At 69.3% G+C, this 21606-nt stretch carries 19 protein-coding genes, 1 other RNA gene and 1 pseudogene; 5 read left to right on the forward strand and 16 right to left on the reverse strand.

Features of this window, described 5'->3' with window-relative positions; translation table 11 throughout:
* Positions 1-84 precede the first annotated feature (84 nt).
* Together VI078_06865 and VI078_06870 are read right to left on the reverse strand one after the other, a co-directional pair.
* Complete coding sequence (locus tag VI078_06865) at positions 85-1311, reverse strand: GNAT family N-acetyltransferase (GenBank protein HEY5999013.1); 1227 nt, start codon at positions 1309-1311, stop codon at positions 85-87.
* 34 nt (positions 1312-1345) lie between these two features.
* Positions 1346-3235: a hypothetical protein gene (locus VI078_06870; GenBank protein ID HEY5999014.1), complete on the reverse strand. Its 1890-nt coding sequence runs from the start codon at positions 3233-3235 to the stop codon at positions 1346-1348.
* A 155-nt stretch (positions 3236-3390) separates the two neighbouring features.
* On the opposite strand from VI078_06870, the gene VI078_06875 reads away from it, so the two are divergent.
* Both VI078_06875 and VI078_06880 read left to right on the forward strand, forming a co-directional pair.
* Positions 3391-4929, forward strand: a complete 1539-nt coding sequence (locus tag VI078_06875; GenBank protein ID HEY5999015.1) for a tetratricopeptide repeat protein — start codon at positions 3391-3393, stop codon at positions 4927-4929.
* 29 nt (positions 4930-4958) lie between these two features.
* Complete coding sequence (locus VI078_06880) at positions 4959-6221, forward strand: hypothetical protein (GenBank protein HEY5999016.1); 1263 nt, start codon at positions 4959-4961, stop codon at positions 6219-6221.
* 67 nt (positions 6222-6288) lie between these two features.
* Here VI078_06880 and VI078_06885 read toward each other — a convergent pair whose 3' ends face one another.
* From VI078_06885 to VI078_06935, 11 genes and pseudogenes are all read right to left on the reverse strand, one after another.
* On the reverse strand, positions 6289-8589 hold the full coding sequence (locus VI078_06885) for an STT3 domain-containing protein (GenBank protein HEY5999017.1): 2301 nt from the start codon (positions 8587-8589) through the stop codon (positions 6289-6291).
* A gap of 100 nt (positions 8590-8689) precedes the next feature.
* Positions 8690-8815, reverse strand: a complete 126-nt coding sequence (locus VI078_06890; GenBank protein ID HEY5999018.1) for a hypothetical protein — start codon at positions 8813-8815, stop codon at positions 8690-8692.
* 13 nt (positions 8816-8828) lie between these two features.
* Positions 8829-9656 (reverse strand): SDR family oxidoreductase, encoded by an 828-nt coding sequence (locus tag VI078_06895; GenBank protein ID HEY5999019.1) that lies wholly within the window; start codon positions 9654-9656, stop codon positions 8829-8831.
* Entirely contained in the window at positions 9653-10075 is a 423-nt protein-coding gene (locus tag VI078_06900; protein HEY5999020.1) for a cupin domain-containing protein, read from the reverse strand. The genes VI078_06895 and VI078_06900 overlap by 4 nt, the downstream gene beginning before the upstream one ends.
* A gap of 39 nt (positions 10076-10114) precedes the next feature.
* Entirely contained in the window at positions 10115-10633 is a 519-nt protein-coding gene (locus VI078_06905) for a low temperature requirement protein A (GenBank protein ID HEY5999021.1), read from the reverse strand.
* Positions 10634-10653: 20 nt separating this feature from the next.
* Positions 10654-10875 (reverse strand): annotated as a pseudogene (locus VI078_06910) (flavodoxin family protein).
* Between the two features lie 109 nt (positions 10876-10984).
* The gene (locus tag VI078_06915) at positions 10985-11911 is read right to left on the reverse strand and encodes an alpha/beta hydrolase (GenBank protein HEY5999022.1); all 927 of its coding nucleotides are present in this window, start codon (positions 11909-11911) and stop codon (positions 10985-10987) included.
* A gap of 135 nt (positions 11912-12046) precedes the next feature.
* The gene (locus VI078_06920; GenBank protein HEY5999023.1) at positions 12047-13042 is read right to left on the reverse strand and encodes an aldo/keto reductase; all 996 of its coding nucleotides are present in this window, start codon (positions 13040-13042) and stop codon (positions 12047-12049) included.
* Positions 13043-13076: 34 nt separating this feature from the next.
* Positions 13077-14057 carry a DUF362 domain-containing protein gene (locus VI078_06925; GenBank protein HEY5999024.1) on the reverse strand — a complete coding sequence of 327 codons (981 nt, stop codon included), beginning with the start codon at positions 14055-14057 and terminating at the stop codon, positions 13077-13079.
* Positions 14058-14096: 39 nt separating this feature from the next.
* On the reverse strand, positions 14097-15281 hold the full coding sequence (locus VI078_06930; protein ID HEY5999025.1) for an iron-containing alcohol dehydrogenase: 1185 nt from the start codon (positions 15279-15281) through the stop codon (positions 14097-14099).
* 103 nt (positions 15282-15384) lie between these two features.
* Positions 15385-15552 carry a hypothetical protein gene (locus VI078_06935; GenBank protein HEY5999026.1) on the reverse strand — a complete coding sequence of 56 codons (168 nt, stop codon included), beginning with the start codon at positions 15550-15552 and terminating at the stop codon, positions 15385-15387.
* Here VI078_06935 and VI078_06940 point away from each other — a divergent pair.
* Positions 15487-16389 carry an AraC family transcriptional regulator gene (locus tag VI078_06940; protein ID HEY5999027.1) on the forward strand — a complete coding sequence of 301 codons (903 nt, stop codon included), beginning with the start codon at positions 15487-15489 and terminating at the stop codon, positions 16387-16389. The two genes, VI078_06935 and VI078_06940, sit on opposite strands and share 66 nt — an antisense overlap.
* Before the next feature lie 67 nt (positions 16390-16456).
* Here the strand turns inward: VI078_06940 and ssrA are convergent.
* Positions 16457-16816: a transfer-messenger RNA gene (gene ssrA, locus VI078_06945) on the reverse strand.
* Positions 16817-16939: 123 nt separating this feature from the next.
* Between ssrA and VI078_06950 the strand changes: the two genes are divergently transcribed.
* Complete coding sequence (locus VI078_06950; protein ID HEY5999028.1) at positions 16940-17767, forward strand: substrate-binding domain-containing protein; 828 nt, start codon at positions 16940-16942, stop codon at positions 17765-17767.
* Entirely contained in the window at positions 17764-20013 is a 2250-nt protein-coding gene (locus VI078_06955; GenBank protein ID HEY5999029.1) for an ATP-binding protein, read from the forward strand. The genes VI078_06950 and VI078_06955 overlap by 4 nt, the downstream gene beginning before the upstream one ends.
* A 30-nt stretch (positions 20014-20043) precedes the next feature.
* Here VI078_06955 and VI078_06960 read toward each other — a convergent pair whose 3' ends face one another.
* Both VI078_06960 and VI078_06965 read right to left on the reverse strand, forming a co-directional pair.
* Positions 20044-21294, reverse strand: a complete 1251-nt coding sequence (locus VI078_06960) for a hypothetical protein (protein ID HEY5999030.1) — start codon at positions 21292-21294, stop codon at positions 20044-20046.
* A 51-nt stretch (positions 21295-21345) separates the two neighbouring features.
* On the reverse strand, positions 21346-21606 hold a 261-nt coding region (locus tag VI078_06965; GenBank protein HEY5999031.1), incomplete at its 5' end, for an SsrA-binding protein.

Raw genomic sequence — 21606 nt, forward strand, 5'->3', positions numbered from 1 at the left:
AGGCGGCAAGCGCTGCCAGGCACAGGGCGGCCAGCGCCCGGCGGCGAGCCCGCGCCGGCGCCCGCCGCACCACCCGGCGGCGCCTCACCGCAGCGACAGCTCGAAGCGCTGCTCCGTCACCTCGACGCCCCACTGGCGCCCCCGGGTCTCCTCGACGAGGCGGAAGCCGGCCTTCTCGTAGAGGTGGCGGGCCGCATCGAGACCGGCGAAGGTCCAGAGGTCGACGCGCGGGAAGCCCCGCTCGCGGCAGAAACCGACTGCGGTGTCGAGCAGCCGGTTGCCGAGGCCGCGCCCCCGCAGCGCGTCCGAGATGATGAACCAGCGCAGGTGCGCGCCCTTCTCGGCGGCCTCCGACCCGTCGATGGCGATGGATGCCTCCACCCGGCCGGCGGCGGACACCGTCCAGAATCCGTGGCGCGCGGGATCGAAGCGGTTGAAGAGCGCCGCGATCTCCGTCGCCATCCGCGCCTCGAAGAAGACGCCGAAGCCCCAGTGCTCGTGGTAGTAGGCGCCGTGCAGTTCCGCCACGCGCCCGATGCACCCGGGCACATAGCCGGCGACGATGGCCTCGGGCGCGACAACGTCCTGTGCGCGATCGTCCGCAAGCATCCGGTCCGGGTCGGCGAGGAAGTCGCGGTAGAGGCGGAAGGTGTCCGTCGCCGCGAGCGCGACGCGCCGCGGCGGCGCCTCGTCGAAGCTGAGGATCGCCGCGCCCGGGCAGGCGAGCAGGATCGGCGAGTGCGTCGCCACGATGAACTGCGCGTGGCCCGCGCCGCCTTCCCGGGCCAGGATCCGCAGCAGCTCGACCTGGCTGCGCGGCGAGAGCGCGCTTTCCGGCTCGTCCAGCAGGTACAGGCCCGGGATGCGGTAGCGGCTCGCGAAGAACGCCAGCAGCGACTGGCCGTGGGAGAGCGTCAGCAGGGAGCGCCCGCCGAAGTACTCGAGCTGCCCGGGGTCGGCGGCCGCCCACTCGTCGAGTATGGCCGCGAAGTTTCGGAAGATGTCGGCGCCGAAGAACGAACCGGGCACCTTCCCCGCCGTCCACTCGACCTCCAGGTGGTCGGCCAGGCGCCGCTCGTGCGGGTTCTGCACCGCCCGGCGGCGGCTGTCGTCGCGCCAGAGGTGGATGCCGCAGCCGTGGGCGATCGCCTCGAGCAGGGTGGACTTGCCCGAGCCGTTCTCCCCGACGAAGAACGTCACCGGCGCATCGAAAGCGACGCGCCCGAGCGTCTGGATCTGCGGCAGGCAGAACGGATAGCGGTCGCGCACGGGGAAGCGCTCGGGCCGCACGGTCACGTTTGCGAGGTGCATGGCCGGCTCAGGGTACCTGCGCGCGGCGCACGTGTCACCCGCGGGGCGCGGGCGCGGCGCCGGCGGGCGTCGGCGCAAGGGTCCCGCCGGTGCGAAACTGCTCCACCACGATGGCGCCGAGGCAGGCGAGGAAGAACCCGACCGCCGCGACCGGCAGGCGCAGCGCGCAGAGGACGAGCAGCAGCGGCACGAGCCACTCGCGCGTGCGGGCCGCGACCACCGCGGCCAGGGCGACCCAGCAGGCCGGCCCCAGCCAGACGGGGACGGTCACGAAGAGGGGCCCCCGCGGGTGGACCGGGGAGAAGAGCAGCGTCGCCACGAACGCCGCGAAGAACCACCAGGCGCGCTCGCCCCGCAGGAGCGCGCCGGCGGCGCCCACGGCGGCGAGCATCACGGTCAGCGGCAGCAGCGTCAGGCGCAGGGGATCGTTGGGAACGAAGTAGTACCCGAGGAGGTAGACGAAGGTCGGCCCCGCCAGGAGCCCCAGCAGCGTCGCGCAGGCAGGACGGCGCTTCGCGAGGAGCAGCAGGGCCCCGCCGGCGAACACCAGCAGCTGGTAGTGCGCCTGGCCCAGAACGCGCATGCCGGCCGGAAGCTGCCGCCACTCGAACCCCTGGTACGCCCGCGCGTCGCTGACGTACCCGAAGACGAGGAAGTCGCCGAGCACGAGACGGTTCCAGAGCAGCTGCAGCGAGCCCACGGCCGCCAGACCGCCGAGGAACGCCGCCAGACCGCCGCGATCGAGCTCGTCCCGGCGCTGCCAGAGCACCCAGGCCGCGGGCAGCAGGAGGAAGACCGCCGTGAGCCGCACGAGGCAGGCGAACCCGAGCAGCGCGCCGCCGGCGAGGAGCCAGGCGCGCCCGTCGCGCCGCCGCAGCGCCAGCAGGGCGAGCAGGCCGAAGAAGACGGCCGGCGTGTCGGAGAGCGCGTTGTAGCCGACCCAGGTGGCGAACAGCCGCGCCAGCGGGAAGTTGACCTCCACCGGCAGCGAGACGACCAGCCCGAGCAGCGTGGCCGGCCGCGCGCCGCCGGCCACGCGGAAGACCGGCAGCGTGGCGAGCCAGGGGTAGAGCGCGAGCGCCAGGCCGGCGCCGAGCGCCATCCTGCCGCCCTCCTCGTCCCGCGGCAGCAGGCGCAGCAGCGCCACGACGACGCCGAGACCGATCGTCAGGAAGCTCAGGGCGCTGAAGAGCAGGACAAAACGCTGCGGGTCGACGATGCCGGAGACCACCCGCAGCGGCGTGTAGAGCAGCGGCAGCCCGATCGGGTAGCGGTAGTCGGCGTAGGACGCCCCCCAGGAGAGCAGCTTCTCCGAGATGCGGAAGTATCGCTCCTCGTCGTTGATGTAGATGCTGAAGAAGCCGAACACCCCGAACATCCAGAGCAGCGAGGCCAGGCGCAGCCCGGCGCTGCCGGCCTGCACGAACAGCGGCCGGCCGCGCGCCGAGGCGAGGAGGCCGGCGGCAAGCGCCGCCACCAGGACGCACAGCGCGATCGCGACCGGACGCGCCGGCCCCGGCGGCGCCTTCGCCGTCTTCAGCGCGGGGGCGTAGTGCACGTCCGGCGCGACGACGAGCGGCTGCGGCCCCGCCGACTGGTACCGGTAGATCGGGGTCCAGTAGTAGACGGCGCCGTCCTGCAGCGCCGTCGTCGCGACCCCCAGGTCCCGGGCCATGCGCACCGGGACGGGCCCCCAGGCCGGGTCGGTGAGCCGGCCCCGGTCCGGGAAGGGCGCGGGCAGGGTCAGCGCCGGCTTCTCGAACTCCGCGGAGGCGTAGGCCGCCGTGACGCGCTGCACGCCGCGCTCGACCCGGGCAAAGCGCTCGCCGTAGAGAAGGGTGGTGACGAGGCAGCAGAGCCCCGCGAGGGCGGCGGCAAGCAGGGCCCGGTTCGCCGCCGGCGTCTTCTCGGGCGCGCGGTCCATGAGGGCGGCATTCTAGCCGCCGCGCCCGGGGGCTTCAAGGAGACGCGAGCGCACGCCGGGCCCCGCTCGCGCTGGTCGCCGCCCGCGGGGAGGGCCCCCGTCGCGGCGGCGATTGACAGGCTTTCGACCGAACTGCAACACTTGGCGGCATGGCCGTGTCCCGACGTCTCCTCCATGTGCTGGTTCCGGGCCTGGCGCTGGTGGCCGCGGTCGTCGTCGCGTATTCGCCCGCCCTTGACGGCGGGTTCATCTGGGACGACGCGGACAACATCGTCACCAACGAGAACATGACCAGCCCCGGCGGCCTGGCAAGGATCTGGACCGACCCGCGCGCCAGCATCCAGTACTACCCCCTCACCCACACGAGCTTCTGGCTCAACTACCGGGCGTCCGGGCTGCGGCCCTTCTCCTATCACCTCGTGAATGTCCTCCTCCATGCCGGCAGCGCCCTCCTCCTCTGGCAATCCCTGGCGTTCCTCGGCGTTCCGGGTTCCTGGCTTGCGGCCGCGGTCTTCGCCCTGCACCCGGCGAACGTCGAGTCAGTGGCCTGGATAACCGAGCGCAAGAACACGCTCTCGTGCTTCCTGATGATGATCAGCGCCTGCCTGTTCCTGCGCGCCGCTCTGGAAGAGGAACCTGCGGGCTCCGCGCGCCGGACGCGGCGCTATGCACTTTCGCTGCTGTTCTTCCTGGCCGCGCTGCTCGGCAAGACCGCCGTCGCGCTCATGCCCCTCGGCCTGGCCGCGATCCTCTGGTGGAAGAAGGGCGCGGTCGGTGCGCGAGACCTGCTTGCCCTTGCGCCGTTCGCGGCCCTCGGCGGCGGGTTCGGCCTGCTGACCGCCCGGCTCGAGAGCGGCCACCTTGGCGCCTCCGGCCAGGAGTTCGCCTGGAGCGTCGGGGAGAGAATCCTCATCGCGGGACGCTCCTTCTGGTTCTATCTCTGGTCCCTGGTCTGGCCGGCGGATCTCGTCTTCATCCCCACCCGCTGGGAGATTACGGGCTCGCTCCCGGCGTGGCTGTTCCCGATGGGCGCCGTCGCGGCCGCCGCCGGGCTCTGGGTGCTGCGAGGCCGGATCGGGCGCGGTCCGCTGGCGGCGCTGGGCTGGTTCACGGCAATGGTCTTCCCGGCGCTCGGCTTCTTCAACGTCTACTTCATGCGCTTCGCGTTTGTGCAACAGCACTTCCAGTACTTCGCCAGCATGGGGATCGTCTCGCTCTTCGCGGGTGCGTCCGCCGCGCTCGCCTGCAGGATGCAGGGAACGATGGGAAAGACGGCCGGCGGGGCGCGGACCGTGCGCGCGGGCGCGGCGGCGCTGGGGGCGGCGGTCCTGATGACCCTCGGCGGCCTCACGTGGCGTCAGAGTGGCTTGTACGCGAACGGCGAGACGCTCTGGCGTGACACGCTCGGGCGGAACCCCGGCGCCTGGATCGCCCACAACAACCTGGCAATCATCCTCTGGCAACAGGGGCGCAATGGGGAGGCGCTCGAGCACTTCCGGGAATACTACCGCCTGCATCCCGACGCGGATGCCGCCCATAACCTCGGCCGGGCGCTGCGACTCACGGGACGTGCGGAAGAAGCGGCAGGATACCTCCGGATTGCGGTGGACCTCGACCCCCGCCGAATGGAGAGCCGAATCGAGTTGTCAAAGGCGCTCGACCAGGTGCAGCGTCCGCTCAGGCCACGCGAATGACACGGTCTGGCCCGGCCCCGGACGACCTCATGAAGACCAGGCCCGCCACCGTCCCGCCGCCGGCGCAACCCTGGCGGACGCTGCGAACGACGGCGATCGCCGCCGCCTGGGTCGCCGCGTCGGTTCTCCTGTTCGCCGCCGGCCTCAGGGTCGTCGACTGGGCGGTGGGGAGGGACGCGAGGATCTCGGTGGCGCTCGGCGCGCCGGGGACGACGATCCGCACCTTGGAGCTGTTCCCCTACGACGGCTTCCACGTGCAGGCGAACACCCGCCACCGCGGCCCCATGCCGTGGGAGCCGCAGAACCCCGACGCGGACTACGACATCCGGACGGGGGACAAGGGGTACTTCATCGACTTCTCGCTCGAGGACCCGCCCCCCAAGGGCCCCGAGGAATTCCGGATCGTCGTCGTCGGCGGCAGCGGCGCGCAGGGCTGGGGGGCCACGCGCAACGAGCGGACGTTCGCCGCGGTGCTCGAGCGGGCGCTGAACCGCACCCTCGCGGCGCAGGCGGTCCGGGTGCGGGTCATCAACCTCGCCATGGGCGGCAGTTCCATCTATCAGAACTTCGTGGCCCTCAACCAGTGGGGCCACGCCCTGGAGCCGGACCTGATCCTCGCCTACATCGGCCGCAACGAGTTCTACGTGCCGCTGGCCCACGAGGAGGGGACCGACGCGTTCTTCGGCTTCACCGACCTCGACGCGTTCTCGCTGGCGATGCGCGGCGACGAGTACCCGCCGGGGATGGCGTGGCTCGTCCGCCTGATGCCGAACACCATGCGCCGCACGAGCATCGGCCTCGGCATCAAGCTCGCCTGGGGCTGGGAGCACTTCCGCGCGCGGGCCGAGCAGAGCTACAAGGCGGCGCGCGGCCAGCGGACCGACACGATACGGCAGGTCGTCGCCGACAACGTCATCCCCCGGATCGTCCACAGCCTGCGCTCGATCAAGCGGGACTTCGACGGCGTGCCGATCGTGGTGGCCTGGCAGGCGGCCCGCGACGAGGTGAAGGCCGGGGACGCCGCCATGGGGCCGGGCTTCTACAACGTGATGTACAACCGCATCGAGCGCGAGGTGGTCGGCTTCATGAACGAGCGCTGGATGTTCGTCAACGTGCACCGGCTGAGCGCGTCGATGCCGAACGGGCCGTTCGGGACGCACCTCGACGACGCGGGCCACGAGGCGGTCGGCACCTTCCTGGCCGGGCGCATCGGGACGGTGATGCCGGACCTGTTGGAGGAGCGCCGCCGGCGCGTGGCGCTGGGCCTCCCGGCCGGCTACGGGCGGCCGTAGCGGTCGCGGCCGGCACGGCCCGTGGCGCTAGACCGGCCTCAGCCTCTGCCCTGCCGCAGCGCCCGCTTCAACGGAAGACCTGGATGCGGGCGGCCTTCTGGACGGCGTTCTCGTCGAGGCGCACTTCGGCGACCGCGTCGGTGTCCTTCACCTGTACGCGATACGGGCCGGTGGGCCGCACGGCGCCGCTGGGGCCATCGGTGGGGTACGGCACCGTCAAGGCGAACCACCCCGCCGCGTCCGCCGTGGCCACGTCCCGGTAGACGAAGGAGCTCCCCAGGTTGTCCTGGAGCCCGAGCACCACCGCCACGGGCCTGCCGGGAGGGGCCTTCCCCGTCAAGGTCGCGCCTGGCACCAGGCCGAAGATCATGGTGGTGTCGAGGGTGCCGTCCGGGTAGCGAAAGTAGTCCCGCCACAGCAGACGGAAATACTTCGTCCCGCCGACGAGGTGCCGCCCCGTGTCCACGGCGGAACCGGCGCTGGACCAGAGTCTGACCGAGACCGGCACGGCCCCGGTGTCGTAGAGCCCCGTGATCCCGCCGTTGGCCAGGGCCTGGCCCAGGTCCGTTCGCCCGCTGATGAGGGCCGACCAGCGGACGGAGTTCTCGTGGTTGTACATCACCACGTACCGCAGGCGGTTCCGCTCCATGATGTCCCTGGCGGACTCCGGGTCCTCGGCGACGAAGAATTCCGCCGACTGCCTGAAGTAGTCCCCGGGGAGCGCGTCCAGGTAGCCGGTGGCGATGGCCGGCCGCCGCCCGGCACCGATGACGTTGTGACCGATGTCCCACGGCGCCATGACCCCATAGGCCGGCGCGGCGGCCGGATCGAAGTAGTCGGACGGAGGGGGTGTGTTCGAGGCCAGCCAGGCCATCGACCGCATGATGCCGGCGTGCACCGTGTCGCGGTAGGGGTCGTTCAGCTTCGTCTTCAGATACCACGGCCCGGGCGAAATCCCCGCTGCCACCGCGAGCCAGACCCCGCCGGCGCGCAGGACGCGCGAAAGATCGGGGGGCGCGCCCCTCAACGACACGAAGGCCTGCGTCGCGAGCCAGGCGGTCCCCATCGCCAACGGTGCCGCGAGCACGTTGGCGTAGCGATACTGGCGCAGGGCCATGAGCGTCTGGATCAGGAACACCGAGAGGAAAAGGAGCGCGGGGAAACCCCGCCCCGACCCCTGGCCGTCCATTCCCCTGCGCCAGATGCCGGCAACGAACAAGGGGCAGAGCAGCAGCGCCCACGAGACGGACATCCCGATCTTCGAGAAGGTGAAGACCCAGCCGTCGCCGGCCGCATTGCGCTGCAGGAAGAGCGGGCTGAACTCGGAAATGGTCGCCAGGGGCCCGCGCCTGACCACCAGGTAGTAGTCGAAGGCGTGCAGGAACGCCCCGCCCATGACGGCGGCGACGGCGAGGGCGATGCCCGCGACGGCCCAGAACGGGACCCTGCGCAAGGCCCCCCTGCCCTCGCGCAGGAGCATCGCGCCCAGGAGAGAGCACGACGCCGCCCCTGCCAGGAGCAGCGGGTAGAACGCCGTCGGCCGCTCGCTCTCCACCCGGATCATCCTGCCCGGCCCGTACACGGCGAGCAGCGTGGCGCCGAGGAGGAGGGCCGCCAGACCGAGGGAAGCGCCCAGGCGCTGCAGGAAGACGGGACGGGAGCGGTCCTCAGTCGTGCGGCCCAGCGCCACCCAGGCCGCCACCGCCGCCGCCAGCATGACGACGTAGATCGAACTGCCCAGCCAATTGAGGAACATCGCGACCGTGGCCACCGCCAGCACGACGTGCGTGACCAGCGTGCCAGGCTCGGAGAAGGGCCGGGACCTCAGGCCCCAGGCGCGTGTCACGACGAAGAAGAAGAGGAGGGCGTAGGCGAGGTCGCCCGCGTGGTGGTCGTACATGCCGCCGAAGCTGTAGGCGATCTGGGCGGGGATCAGCGTCGTGAAGAGCGCACCGAGCAGCGCCCCGCCCTGCCCCATCCCGAGGGAGCTGGACCAGAGGAAGACGAGCACCGCTGCCAGGCCGGCCATCACCGCCGGGTAGAAGAAGCATATCCGTTCCAGGGCGCCGTCCGACCGCCAGGGGCCGAGATGGTTGACGGTGGCGGTCGTCAGGTCCTGCAGGAACGGCCAGAGGATCTCGGCGCCGCCGGGATAGTTCAGATAGCTGTCGCGCGAGGGCACCGAGGGATACTGATGGTCGATGACCCGGGCAAGGCGCAGGTGGTAGACGCTGTCCGGATCCGCGATGAGCGCCCGCCCCTCCTGGACGAAGCGGCCGTAGTGCGCGGTGCGGGCGGCAACGGTTGCCGCGAACAGCACGCCCAGCGCCAGAATCAGCAGCAGGGACCGGGATCTCTCGTTCGCCATGTATTGACCAGCCCGTGAAGGTCGCCTTCTGCCCGCCCGGGCGCCTATGTCTACGCCTTCGGGGGCGGCGGCGTCAACCACGGAGATCGAGCGCGGGGCCCTATGCCTTCTTCCCCATCTCGCGGGCCTGGCCCGCCGAGCCACTGGCCCCTCCTCCCGCGCCGTACTGCTCGTCGCTGACCGGGCCCTTGCCAGACGGCGATGAGCCGCTTCTGGTGATCTCCATGGTGCCGTCTCCTTTACTTCGGAGCGAGGTCACCGTACCAGTAGGCAGCGGTGACGCCGCCGTCCATCAGGAAGTCGCTGCCGGTGATGAACGCGCCGTCCGGCCCCATCAGGAGGGCGCCGACGGCCCCCACCTCGTCCGGCGTGCCGATGCGCCCCGCCGGAGACAGTTCGAGCATGCGGCGGTATCCCGGGCCGCGCGGACCGGCCAGCTCGTCCTTGGCGAGAGGTGTGCAGATGATGCCGGGGCTGATGGTGTTGACCCGAGCGCCGCGCTTGCCCCACCGCACCGCCTCGGCCATCACGCGCAGCGAGTTGCCGCGCTTGGCGACCTGGTAGGCGTGGAGCGGGTCCGTCACCTGGTCCGGCTGGAGCATCGGTAGCGCGAGCAGGTCGTCGGCGGGCGTGGTTGCCAGCGCCTTGTCCTGCGCGGGCATCAACGCCGGGAGGCGGTGCCCCGACTGCGAAGCGATCACGACACCCGCGCCGCCATGCGCAATGACGTTGCCGAACTCCTCGAGCACGAGCGCGGTGCCGTACAGATCGACCTTCAGGATCGTCTCCGGTGACGCCTGCGTCGGGGATACACCCGCGGCGTGAATGACGCCGGTTATGGCGCCGATCGCCGTCGCACGCTCGACCAGCGCATGGACCGACGGGCGCGAGGAGACGTCCACGATCGCGGTGCTCACCTCGAACCCGGCGTCGCCGAGGACCTTCGCGGCCGCGTCGGCGTTCTCCCGGCGCAGGTCGGCCAGCAGCACATGCTTGCCGGCGCTGACTCGCCGAGCAATCGCCTGACCGATGAGTCCCGCACCGATGACGACGATGACGTTTGTCATTTCGTACCCTCCTCTCTCGCCTGCCGCGCGTCGTACTGCTCGTCGCTGACCTTCTCCATCCACTCGGCTGCCGTGCCGTCGAGTGACTCCTGGATGGCGATGTGGGTCATGGCCGTCGCGGGCGCGGCGCCGTGCCAGTGCTTCACGCCCGGCGGGATCCAGACCACGTCGCCCGGCCGGATCTCCTCGACCGGGCCGCCCCAGCGCTGCACCCGGCCGCTGCCTGCGGTCACGATCAGCGTCTGGCCCAACGGGTGCGCGTGCCAGGCCGTGCGCGCGCCGGGCTCGAAGGTGACCGCGGCGCCGAAAGCGCGGGCGGGTTCGGGCGGGTTGAACAGCGGGGCGATGCGCACGGTCCCGGTGAACCACTCCGCCGGCCCCCGCCCGGACGGCTGTGAGCCGCTTCTCTTGATCTCCATGATCTGAACTCCTTTCCTGATGGCCTCTTCCCCGCAACGCTACCGGCCGAGTACCGCGAGAGTCGAGACTCTCGCGCCGACAAGAAAGAATGCACCATAGGGTGGGATTGCCGGTGCGGCGGGGCCAACGAGCAGCAGCGCGACCCCTCCGAGCACATGCAGCCGCGACCGGACCTTCGGCACCGCCCACAGATACCGGCCCTGGGCGGCCAGGAAGAGGATCGGCCCCCCGCCCAGCAGCAGGCTCAGCGCCAACGAGGTCCGCCCCTGCGGGTGAGTGATCACCCCTTCATTCGCGACCGCCACAGCGATGAGTCCGGCAACCAGGGCAGCCAGCGCGTTCACCGCGTGGCGGGCGGCGCGAATGGGATCCCTCGTCGCCTCCAGATCCCGGATGATGCCCTGATGAGAACGCCCGAAGTTCAGCGCCCAGAGCCCGACCGAGCCCACCACAGCACGCGGGCGGTCGGGTGCGCCGCGCCAGGAGCGGTGGGTCAAGAGATGCTGCGAGAGCTGGGAGAACGCGAACGCGAAGACAAGGTCGAACAGCAGCTCCAACGGAGTGACCTCGTATCTTTCTTCTCGAGGACCTCGGGCATGTCATCCTTCTGGGGACAGCGCTTGGCACCTTCAGAGCAGGTGCCGCAACCCGTGCAGTAGTTGATCTTCCGGTCCTTCAAGAAGACCTTCTCGGCGTCGTGCCCTGCCTCGCGCGCTCCGAACACGAATTGGTCGCACAACAGCTCGGAATTCCCATCCTTTCTCGGACTTGAGGACAGCACCAACACTTTCTTGCTCACGTGCATCATTCTCCTGGACGTTTGATCCTGCGCAGCCAACCTGACCTTTCACCCTTTCGGTGCCCGATCAGCTCGTGCCGGTCGTTGCCCGTCTTCATCTCACGCGCGATCAGTTCCGTCGGGTCAGGAACTGCTCCCAGAACCGCACGGCGTTCACGATCCAGCCTTCGGCGCTGGTCCCGGTTCCTGGCCCGAAGCCGTGACCGAGACTTCCATACGTGTGGTACTCCACCGGTGTTCCCGCGCTGCGCAGGGCCGCGACTCGTCTCTCCATCGTCGACGGCGGGGCGATTCCGTCCTGTTCGCCAACCACGACGAATGTCGGAGGCTCAGCGGACGAGTAGTCTGAATGGGCCGTGTAGGCCATCACGACGGTTGATGGTCTTGGAAGCCTGTCGCCGCCATAGGCGGAAGCGCCGTGCGAACCGACGGCAGCCGCCATCCGTGCGCCGGCCGAGCTTCCCCACAGGGAGTAGCCCCGGGTGTCGACGCCGAGCGCCTTCGCGTTGCGGAAGATGTAGGAGATGGCAGCAGCCAGGTCCTCGGTGGCGACCGCGCCGCCATGGCCTGCCCGATAGCGCAGCACGAAGGCGTTGTAGCCCTTGGCGCTGATCTCGGCGGCATAGGGAAACCCTTCGTGGACGGAGGCGACGTAGGCAAACCCGCCGCCGGGGGATACCACGGCAAAGGGCGAATTGGGCCTTCCGCGGAAGAAGAACAGACCTGTATGGTCGCGCGCGGGTTGCTCCCGTCTCTGTTCCTCACTGTAGAACGGATAGAACACGTCGTGACCGCTGTTTACATCGTCGATCATGCGATTGAGCGCGCCGACCACCGTCGCCGCATCCACGTGGCTGTGATACGGCAGGAGCGAGCCAATATCGCTCAGGCGCACGGCTTCGTCATAGCGACGGCCGTCCCACGGCAAGAGCAGGCGAGCGAAGCCGGCGAAGGCGGGGTGGTCGAGGAGGTTGCGCACGCTGTCATCGGCGTTCAAGTGTCGGCCCTTGTGTACGATGGCCGCCCCTTTCCTCATCTCATCGCCCCGGCTGTCGGCGGGAACCATACTCCTCCCGTTCGCCACGGTGAGCGTCGGCGTCCACAGGAACGAGAGTACCAGGCAAGCAGTTGAGGGTCTCAGACAATTCAGTCTCATCGCGGCTGTTGCAGTTCAGCGACCGCTCATCGTCTGATGCTTCTCCGGGTAACGAGCCCCTTGCACCGTGATCCTTGACGCCGCGTCCTCGATCTCGCGGAGGTCGTCGGGCGAGAGCGCGACGGCAACCGCCCCGAGGTTCTCGTCCAGGCGCTCCAGCTTCCGCGTGCCCGGGATGGGGACGATCCACGGCTTCTGCGCCAACAGCCAGGCGAGCGCGATCTGGGCGGGCGTGGCCTTCTTCCGCGCTGCGATCATGCGCAGCAGATCGACGAGGACCAGATTCGCCTGCCGCGCCTCCGCGGCGAAGCGAGGAACGATGGTGCGGAAATCGGAGCTGTCGAACGTCGTCTTCTCGTCGATCTTTCCCGTGAGGAAGCCCTTGCCCAGCGGGCTGAACGGGACGAAACCGATTCCGAGTTCCTCGAGAGTGGGGAGCAATGCCGCTTCAGGCTCTCTCCACCACAGCGAGTATTCGCTCTGCACGGCAGTCACGGGCTGGACGGCGTGGGCGCGGCGGATCGTCTGCACCCCTGCCTCGGAGAGGCCGAAGTGCCTGACCTTGCCTTCCCGGATCAAGTCCTTCACCGCCCCGGCGACGTCCTCGATCGGCACCTCCGGGTCGACGCGGTGCTGGTAGAACAGGTCGATGGCATCGACCCTGAGACGCGTGAGCGAGGCCTCCGCGACCTGCCTGATGCGCTCCGGCCGGCTGTCGAGACCGACCCACTGCGGCCCGCCGTTGGGATCGAGCTTGAACCCGAACTTCGTGGCTATCGCCACCCATCCCCGAAAAGGAGCGAGAGCCTCGCCCACGAGTTCCTCGTTCGTGAACGGCCCGTAGACCTCTGCGGTGTCGAAGAACGTGACACCGCGCTCCACGGCCGTGCGGATCAGCGAGATCATCTCCCGCCTGTCGGCAGCCGGACCGTAGCCGAAGCTCATGCCCATGCAGCCGAGCCCCAGGGCCGAGACCTCGAGGCCGCTCTTCCCCAACGTGCGCTTCTTCATCGGATCCTCCTGGAGTTCACCTGACACGTGCCGCTCAGAGCGCGACCAGTTCGTACCGATCGTTGCCCATCTTCAGCTCCTTCATGTACGACAGCTGGCGCAGGCCCTGGCGGGACTCGATGCGCTCCTTGAGGTCGTGCAACTCCTCGTCGGGCAGCCCGTACACCAGGTCGATGGAGGCCTGGTCCACGGCCAGGATGTCGGTGGAGGCCAGGATGCCCACGTCGCGCGCCTTGGGCGGCGCGGCGCGCACGCCGGCGCAGTCGCAGTCGACGGACATGTTGCGCAGCACGTTGACGAAGACGATCCGCCGGCCAAAGTGGTCGACGGTGGCCTTCGCGGACTCCACCATGTTCTCCTGGAAGGGCTCGCCCTTGAGCCAGGTCGCGTAGTCGTCGTTGTCCGGGGCGGCGTGGACCATCGTCTTGCCGACCCGCCCGTCCGCGCAGCCGATGGCGATGTTCTTCATCGAGCCGCCGAACCCCCCCATGGCGTGCCCCTTGAAGTGGGTCAGCACCACCATCGAGTCGTAGGCGAGCATGTTCTTGCCGACGGACATCTGCGTGAAGCGTCTCCCGCCTTTCACGGGGACCATCGCCGCGCCGTCCTCGTCCAGGATGTCCACCGGGCAGAAGTCCCAGCCGTTGATCTTGAGGGTCTCGCGGTGGTCCGCCGTCGTGGAGCGCTTGCCCTTGTACAGGGTGTTCGTCTCCACCAGCGCGCTGTCGGGGATGCTCCGCTGCAGCGCCTTCACCATCTCCCGCGGCAGGATGTTGGGGCCGTTCGGCTCGCCGGTGTGGAGCTTGATGGCGACCCTGCCGATGATGTTGCCGCTGATCCGTGCGTAGACCTTGAGCAGCCCGTCGGCGCTGATGTCCTTCGTGAAGAAGACCTGGGACTTGTCCGCGGGTGCGGCGAAGGCGCCGGCGACGCCTTCCAGCTCGCTTGCGGCGAGCGCGCCGAGCGCGACGGCACCCCCCTTCAGGAACCAGCGGCGCGAGATCTGTCCGTCCATGTTCTCTTTCCTCTCTTCAGCTCATCGCCGGCGATCGGTCTAGAGCGCCGACCGCAGTACCTCGACGATGTCCGACTCGGTCAGCGGCGGGCGGCCCGGGAGACGCCCCTCCCCGTCGTGAATCGTGCGCACCGTGTCCCCGGCGTAGCGCGCGAGAAGCGTGTCGCCGATGCCCAGCTGCGACAGGCGCGTCGGGCAGCCGATCGAGCGGAGGAACGACTCGAACCGGTCGACGCCCTCGAGGGCGCACCCGAGCTCGTCCCCCTGCCGCGCCGGCACCCCGAAGATCCGCTGCGCGAACTGCGCGAAGCGGGCGGGCCGGACCTTCGCGGCGAAGCGCATCCAGGCCGGGTTGACCACCGCCAGCCCGGCCGCGTGCGTGACGTCGTGGTGGGCGGACAGCACGTGCTCGATCATGTGCACCGGGTACGCCGCTGCGGTGCCGACCTGCACCCAGCCATTGAGCGCCACCAGCGCCGCCCACTGCACCTGCACGCGCGCCTCGAGGTCGCGTCCGTCGGACACCGCCTTCGGGCCCCACTCCAGAGCGGTCAGCACGACCCCCTCGGCGAAGCGGTCCTGCAACGGGGTGCCGTCGACGCCGTTGAAGTAGCCCTCGGTCACGTGGGTGATCAGGTCGCAGACGCCGAACGCGGCCTGATTCGGCGGCACGCTCAGCGTCAGCTCGGGGTCGACGAGCGCGGTGCGCGGGTAGAGGCAGTCCGCCTTGACGAACGACTTCACGGTCGTCCTCTCGTTCGTGATGACGGCGCCGTTGTTCATCTCCGAGCCCGTGGCTGCCAGGGTTGGCACCGTGACGATCGGGAGCGCACGCGTCGGGGCGCCCATCGCCTGCCCGTGGAACATCATGTCCCAGGGGTCGCCGTCGTGGAGGACGGCCGCCGCCATCACCTTGGCTGCATCCATGGTGCTGCCGCCGCCCAGGGCGACGACCACGTCGCAACGCTCGTCGCGCGCGATCTGCGCGCCACGCACCACCGTCGAAATCCGCGGATTGGGCTCGACCCCGGCGCACTCCACGACGGAGACGCCGGCGGCCTCCAGGCTCGCGACCGCGCGCTCGAACACGCCGCTGCGCTTGACGCTGCCACCGCCGGTGACGAGCAGGGCGCGCGTGCCGTGCTCGCGCACCAGCCCGCCCAGCCGTGCAAGCACGCCGGCGCCGAAGACGATCCGCGTCGGGTTGTGAAATTCGAAGTTCATGATCTCCTCCATTGCTGTGTGATCACAACCTACGCGTGCAGACACCCGGGCCGGTAGACCAATCCTGCGGGATTATTGCCTGATCGTGTCGAGCGCAGTGTTTTCAGTTGACGGGGGTCGTTCCCAGACATATCGTCATCTCCAGATACACATGGAGAAAAAGATGAAGAATCAGGATGTTCTGCGGAGTTCCGAGAGCGGCTGCCTGAATGTCGCGATCGCGGCCCTGAAGCAAAGCATTGCCCGATGGACCGCCGAAGGCGAGCGTCACACAACCGCCGTTCCCGGCCTTTCGCTCTATCGGCGGGACGCCGTGACCGAGCCGATCAGCGGCATGTACGAGCCGAGCATCTGCATGGTCGCCCAGGGCGCAAAGCGAGTCCTCCTCGGGAGCGACTCGTTCGTCTACGACGCGCACCACTTCCTGATCACGTCCGTGCACCTGCCGACGGTCGTGCAGATCGTCGAAGCGAGCACGGAGAGGCCCTATCTCGGGCTCAGGCTGACGCTCGACCAGCGCCAGATCTCACGGCTCCTGGTCGACGGCAATCTCCCCACGCCGCGAACTCAGCAGTCGAGCCGCGGCATGGCGACCGGCGCGGTGACACTGCCGCTGCTGGGCGCCTTCCAGCGACTGGTCGACCTGCTCGGCGACGAGCAGGACGTCCCGATCCTCGCGCCGATCATCCAGCGGGAGATCGCCTACCGCCTGCTGGTCGGCGACCAGGGCGCGCGGCTGCGCCAGATCGCCTCGGGGGGCAGCCAGAGCCACCAGCTCGCGCGGGCCATCGAATGGCTGAAGAACAACTTCGCGCAGCCACTGCGCATCGACGACCTCGCGCGGCAGGCCAGCATGAGCGCCTCGACCTTTCACCACCACTTCCGGTCGATGACCGCGCTCAGCCCCCTGCAATACCAGAAGGAACTGCGCCTGCGAGAGGCCAGGCGGCTGATGCTCACCGAGCACCGGGACGCGGCGACCGCGGCGTACGAGGTCGGCTACGAGAGCCCATCGCAGTTCAGCCGTGAGTACAGCCGGCTCTTCGGGGCGCCGCCGCTGCGGGACATCACGAGCCTGCGGCAGGCGTCATCCGGGGTCGAAGCGTAGGGGCCGGGCAGGGCGCTGGAGGTCGATCTCGCACTTCAGGGCAACCTCTGGGCCCTGGCGCGGGCAATGGTGGAGGAGACGGGAGTCGAACCCGTGTCCCGAAACCTTCGGCCACGACGTCTACAGGCTTGTTCGGTGTTTTTCATCTCGCCCTGATCTCACCCCGCCGACAGGGTAGCGACCAAGGCCAGCCCGATTTGATCTCGCCTACAGCCCCCCGGGCGAGGTGCTTTCAGCCAGCCTGACTAGTCGACGCCCTGGATCTCCCCGTCAGGCGGGGAAGGCAGGACGCTCGCGGGTATTAAGCCGCGAGAGCGTAATCGGTGTTGGCGATTACTTATTTTCCCCAGTTTTTTAACGAGGTTCCGAGGAAACCTCGGCCTGCTGCCATGACCTCAACTGTCCCGGTCGAAACCGTTTCTCCCCCGATCGAGCATGAGGCCCAACACCCTTATTAGGATACGCGCCTGCGCGAAACGATGCAACGGTTCGGCATTGTCCTCGTCAGCTGGTTCAGGTATTCTTGAGTACGGTGATCGGGAAGCGTGAGATGAGAAGAGCGCTTGGCGTGTTTTCCTTCGTCGTCGCCGTCGCGGTCTCTGCCCCCCTCGCCCACGGCGCGTCCGAGCCGCGGCTGGTCGCGAGCGGTTGCTCGGTGAGCAACGTCGGCTACCTCGCGGATCTCGCCGCCGACTACGAGAAGCTCACGGGCGTGCGCATGTTCGTCCGGGGCGGCGGCAGCGTCATCGGTCTGGAGGACCTGGCGTCCGGCAGGGCCGACCTGGCTGCCTCCTGCCGCGGCAGGATCGCCGCGGATCCGCTCGACGTGGAGTTCATCCAGGTGGCGTGGGACGCCCTCGTCTTCCTCGTGCATCCGTCGAACCCGATCGACTCGATTTCGTTCGCGGACGCGGCCGGCGTCTTCGGCGGCACCCTCCGGGACTGGCGGCGCCTCGGCGGCCCGGCGGGACCGATCCAGGTCTTCCTGCAAAGGCCCACGACGGGACTGAGCGGCGTCGAGTCCTCGATCCGCGCGCTCGTCCTCAAGGGAGCTCCGCCCTCCCGCGGCTCGTCCGTCGCCGAGCTGGCCTCGACGGGGATCGTCGAGCAGCTCATCGAGAAGACGCCGGCTGGATTCGGCGCCTCGGGCTATTCCAGCGCGCGCCGCCGCGCCGTGAAGATGCTCGCCCTCGACGGCGTCAGGCCGACCCGGACGGCGATCATCGACCGTTCCTACCCCCTGCGCCGGCCGCTCTACCTGATCGTCAAGACGCCGCCGAGGGCGGAGGTCAAGGCGTTCGTGAACTTTGCCCTGAGCGCGCGGGGCCAGCAGCTGATCGACTCTTACGGCGTGATCCCGCTGCGGACGCTGAGGTGAGAGTCCCCCTTCGCCGGCGGTTCTCGCTCTTCCTCGTCCTCTCCATCGCGAGCATCACCCTCGCCAGCACGCTACTCTTTGCCGCGTTCTTCCGCGCGGCCGCCGAGAAGGAGATCGTCGCCCGCGGGGTGGCGCTCTGCCAGTCGCTGGCACGGGCCGCCGCCGCCGGCCTGGCCGCCGAGGACCTCGATCTGCTGGCCAAGGCGGCGGACATCGTGCGCGGCGGCGACGTGGCGTTCGTCCAGGTCTTCTCCGCCATCTGGAGCCCGATCGACGCCTATCCGTTCGAGCAACTGCGGCAGCTCCCGGCCGCCGAGGCCGTGGAACACTTCCGCGGGGGGGACACCGAGCCGCTGCGCCTCGCCGGGTCCGAACGATTCGACTTCTACGTCCCGATCCGGTTCAGCATCCCCCAGGCGCCGGAGACGACCATCGGCTATGCGCGGCTGGCGCTCTCGGCAGCCCCGCTGCGTTCCTCGCTGCGATCGGTCGTGCTCTCGAGCGTGCTCATCGGGCTGGTCCTGGGCCTGCTCTTCCTGGTGGCCGCCCAGGTCGTGATCGGCAGAACGGTCGTCGGCCCGATCCTCAACCTGCACGCCGCCGCGGCCCGCTTCCGCAGCGGTCATCCCCCGGAGGCCGTCCCCGCTGTCGCGGATGACGAGATCGCCGACCTGACGCAGGAGTTCCACGCGATGAGCCTGGCGCTGCGCGAACGCGAGCTGCGCCTCTCGGAAGAGAAGGAACGCCTCGCCGTCACGCTGCGGAGCATCGGCGACGGGGTCATCGTCGCGGACGTCGACGGGCTCGTGACCCTCGTGAACCGGGTCGCGGAGGAGCTGACGGGGTGGAGCTCCGCGGAGGCCGTGGGCAGGCGGTTCTGCGAGGTCTTCGCGATCCAGCACGAGCAGACCCGCGAGCCGTGCGCGAACGTCGTGGCGCGGGTCCTGGCGGACGGGGTTGCGGTTTCGCTCCCCGGCCGCACGGTGCTCGTGCGCCGGGACGGCACGGATATCCTCATCGAGGACGCCGCAGCGCCGATCCGCGACCGCGAGAGCGAGATCATCGGCGTCGTTCTGGTCTTTCGGGACGTGACGGAGAAACGGCGCCTCGAGGACGAGCTGCTCAAGGCCGAGAAGCTGCGCGCTCTGGGGGTGCTCGCAGGCGGCATCGCCCACGACTTCAACAACCTGTTGACCGGCATCCTCGGCAACGTCAGCCTGGCCCGGGCGAGGCTCGGCCCGGGAGATTCCGCCCGCGACCACCTGGAGCGGGCCGAGGCGGCCGCCGGGCGCGCCGCGGAACTCACCGGACAGCTGCTGACGTTCTCGAAGGGCGGCGCTCCGGTGCGGCGCGCCGCGGACATCGTCGCGATCCTCAAGGAATCGGCGCGCTTCTGGCTCTCGGGCAGCAGCGTCAGGACCGAGTTCTCCGTCGAGGGCGCGACCTGGCCGGTCGAGGTCGACGCGGGCCAGATGAGCCAGGTCTTCAACAACCTGGTCATCAACGCCGTTCAGGCCATGCCAGGGGGCGGAAGGATCTCCTTCGTCGTGCGCAACGCCGCGCCTGCGGCAGAGGCCGCCGGTCTTCCGGCGGGCGACTACGTCGTCGTCGAAGTCCGCGACGAGGGCGGGGGGATTGCGGAGGAGAACCGCGGCAGGATCTTCGATCCATACTTCACCACCAAGCCGGACGGCGCCGGACTCGGGCTGACCTCGGCATACTCGATCGTGAAGAGACACGGCGGCGGCATCGAGGTCGAATCGACGCCCGGGAAGGGGACGACCTTCCGGGTCTGGCTGCCGGCCTCGCGCGCCGCCGGGACGCTGCCGGCGGCGCCGCGCGGGGAGCAGGCGCCGCACGTCGGGCACGGCGCCGTGCTCGTGATGGACGACGAGCAGGTCGTGCGCGCCGTTGCGGTCGAGATGCTGCGGTCGCTCGGCTACGACGCCGCCGCCGCCGAGAACGGGCAGGAGGCGCTGGCGCTCTACCGGCAGGCGCTGGAGCAGGGGCGCCCGTTCCGGGCGGTCATCATGGACCTCACCGTCCCCGGGGGGATGGGGGGCAAGGAAGCGGTGACCCGGCTGCTCGCGCTCGACCCCGGTGCGCGCGTCATCGTGTCGAGCGGCTATTCCAACGATCCGGTCATGGCGGAGTACCGGGCCCACGGCTTCCGGGGCGTGATCGTCAAGCCCTATGGCACGCGGGCGTTCGCCGAGACGCTGCGGGAAGTCCTCGGGGGCGCCTGAGGGCGGGCGGCAGGGCCGGGCCTTCGGCCGCTACCGCCGCCCGTCCTCTTCGCGCCCGTAGCCGGCCGGCAGCCCTTGCGCAACGCGCCGGCTGCGGTCTTGCAGGAGCGCGGGCATGATGTTCGCGACCTGATCGGCCAGCAGCTTCCCCGTGATCTGATGGGCTTCATCGTCGAGGTGGAACCGGAAGCTGCCCCGCGTGCTCAGTCTGCTCGTCGAGTGCAGGTCATAGAAGTACCATCGCCCGTTCATGAACCCGTCGAGCTCGCGTTTGGTCCGCTCGAACATCTCCTCATAGAAGTTCGGCCCGAGATGATCAATCAGGGCCGGGCCCTCCTCGCGGATGGGCTGCCAGACCATCATGATCGGCACCCCCTCGAAGTCCCGCTTGATGGAACGAAGGCTGTGGACTAACAGGGGGATGGCGGTCTTGTCCAAGACCTGCTTCGCGTCCTTGGGCTCCAGCCCCCTCGCCGCCCAGTAACTCGTCCATGCCGTCTGCCGGAAGTACTCCCAGCCCCAGGCGAGCTTGATGCCAAGACCGATGCTCGTGCGACTCATCACGTTCGGCATCAGCTTCACGAGCCAGGCCAGGCGGGGCGGGTACTGCTCGCCCCGGAGCGCCAAGGCAAAGGCGTTGAGGCTTTCGAAACCTGTATGGGCGTCAGTCCCGGCCTCATGCTGCAAGGGGACATAGAAGTCGTTGCGCCCGACGTAGGCCAGGATCAGGTCCGGCTCCAGGGTGTGCCCCCAGCGGTTCAGGGCCACGAAGTTCTGGTACGTGATGGTGCCGCCCATGGCGAGATTGATGACTCGCACGCGAGCGCCCACGGGGGGCGATCGACCGTTGAGATTGGCTTCGAGCAACTTGTAGAACATCTTCTCGTTGCTCGTCGCCCCCCAGCCCTGCGCGCCGCTGCCGCCGATCAGGATGATGCGGAACTCGTCCGCGGCTTTCGGCGGAGGGTCTTTCAGGGAGAAATCGATGAAGAAGCCCATGTCGCCGGTGCGAACATCGAAGTCGGCCTCGGGAGTGTGCAGTTCCCAGGGCATCGGGCCCCGATGCCGAAAGTTCGCCTGCACGTGGAAACCCTCGTACGGGAAGAGTTCGAGAGAGCGGATCGTGAGCTGGGGAGAAGCTGACTCCAGTCCCAGCGACGCCTCGCGGGCGCCCACCACCCGGTCGATGATCTTGAGCCCCACGACGCCGAGCAGGACCATCGCCGCGGCGTACGCGACCGTGAACGCCGCCTTCTTTCCGCGAAACCGTCCCGCGGCCATGTCGTCATTTCCCCCCGTCGCCGGCGTAGCCGGACTTCGACGACTGCGGGATCACACCCGGACCTTGACGCTCATCTCCCGCCGGGCCTCGCGCTCCGTGTCCCGGCGCTTGATCGCCTCGCGCTTGTCGTGGAGCTTCTTCCCGCGCCCGACGCCGATCTCGACCTTCGCCAGGCCGTTCTTGAAGTAGATCTTCAGCGGCACGAGCGTCAGCCCCTTCTCCTTGACCTTGCCGGTGAGCTTGGCGATCTCGCGCCGGTGCAGCAGGATCTTGCGGCGGCGCTTCGGGTCGTGGTTGTTGAGGTTGCCGAA

Source organism: bacterium, assembly GCA_036524115.1.
Lineage (GTDB): Bacteria > JAUVQV01 > JAUVQV01 > JAUVQV01 > DATDCY01 > DATDCY01.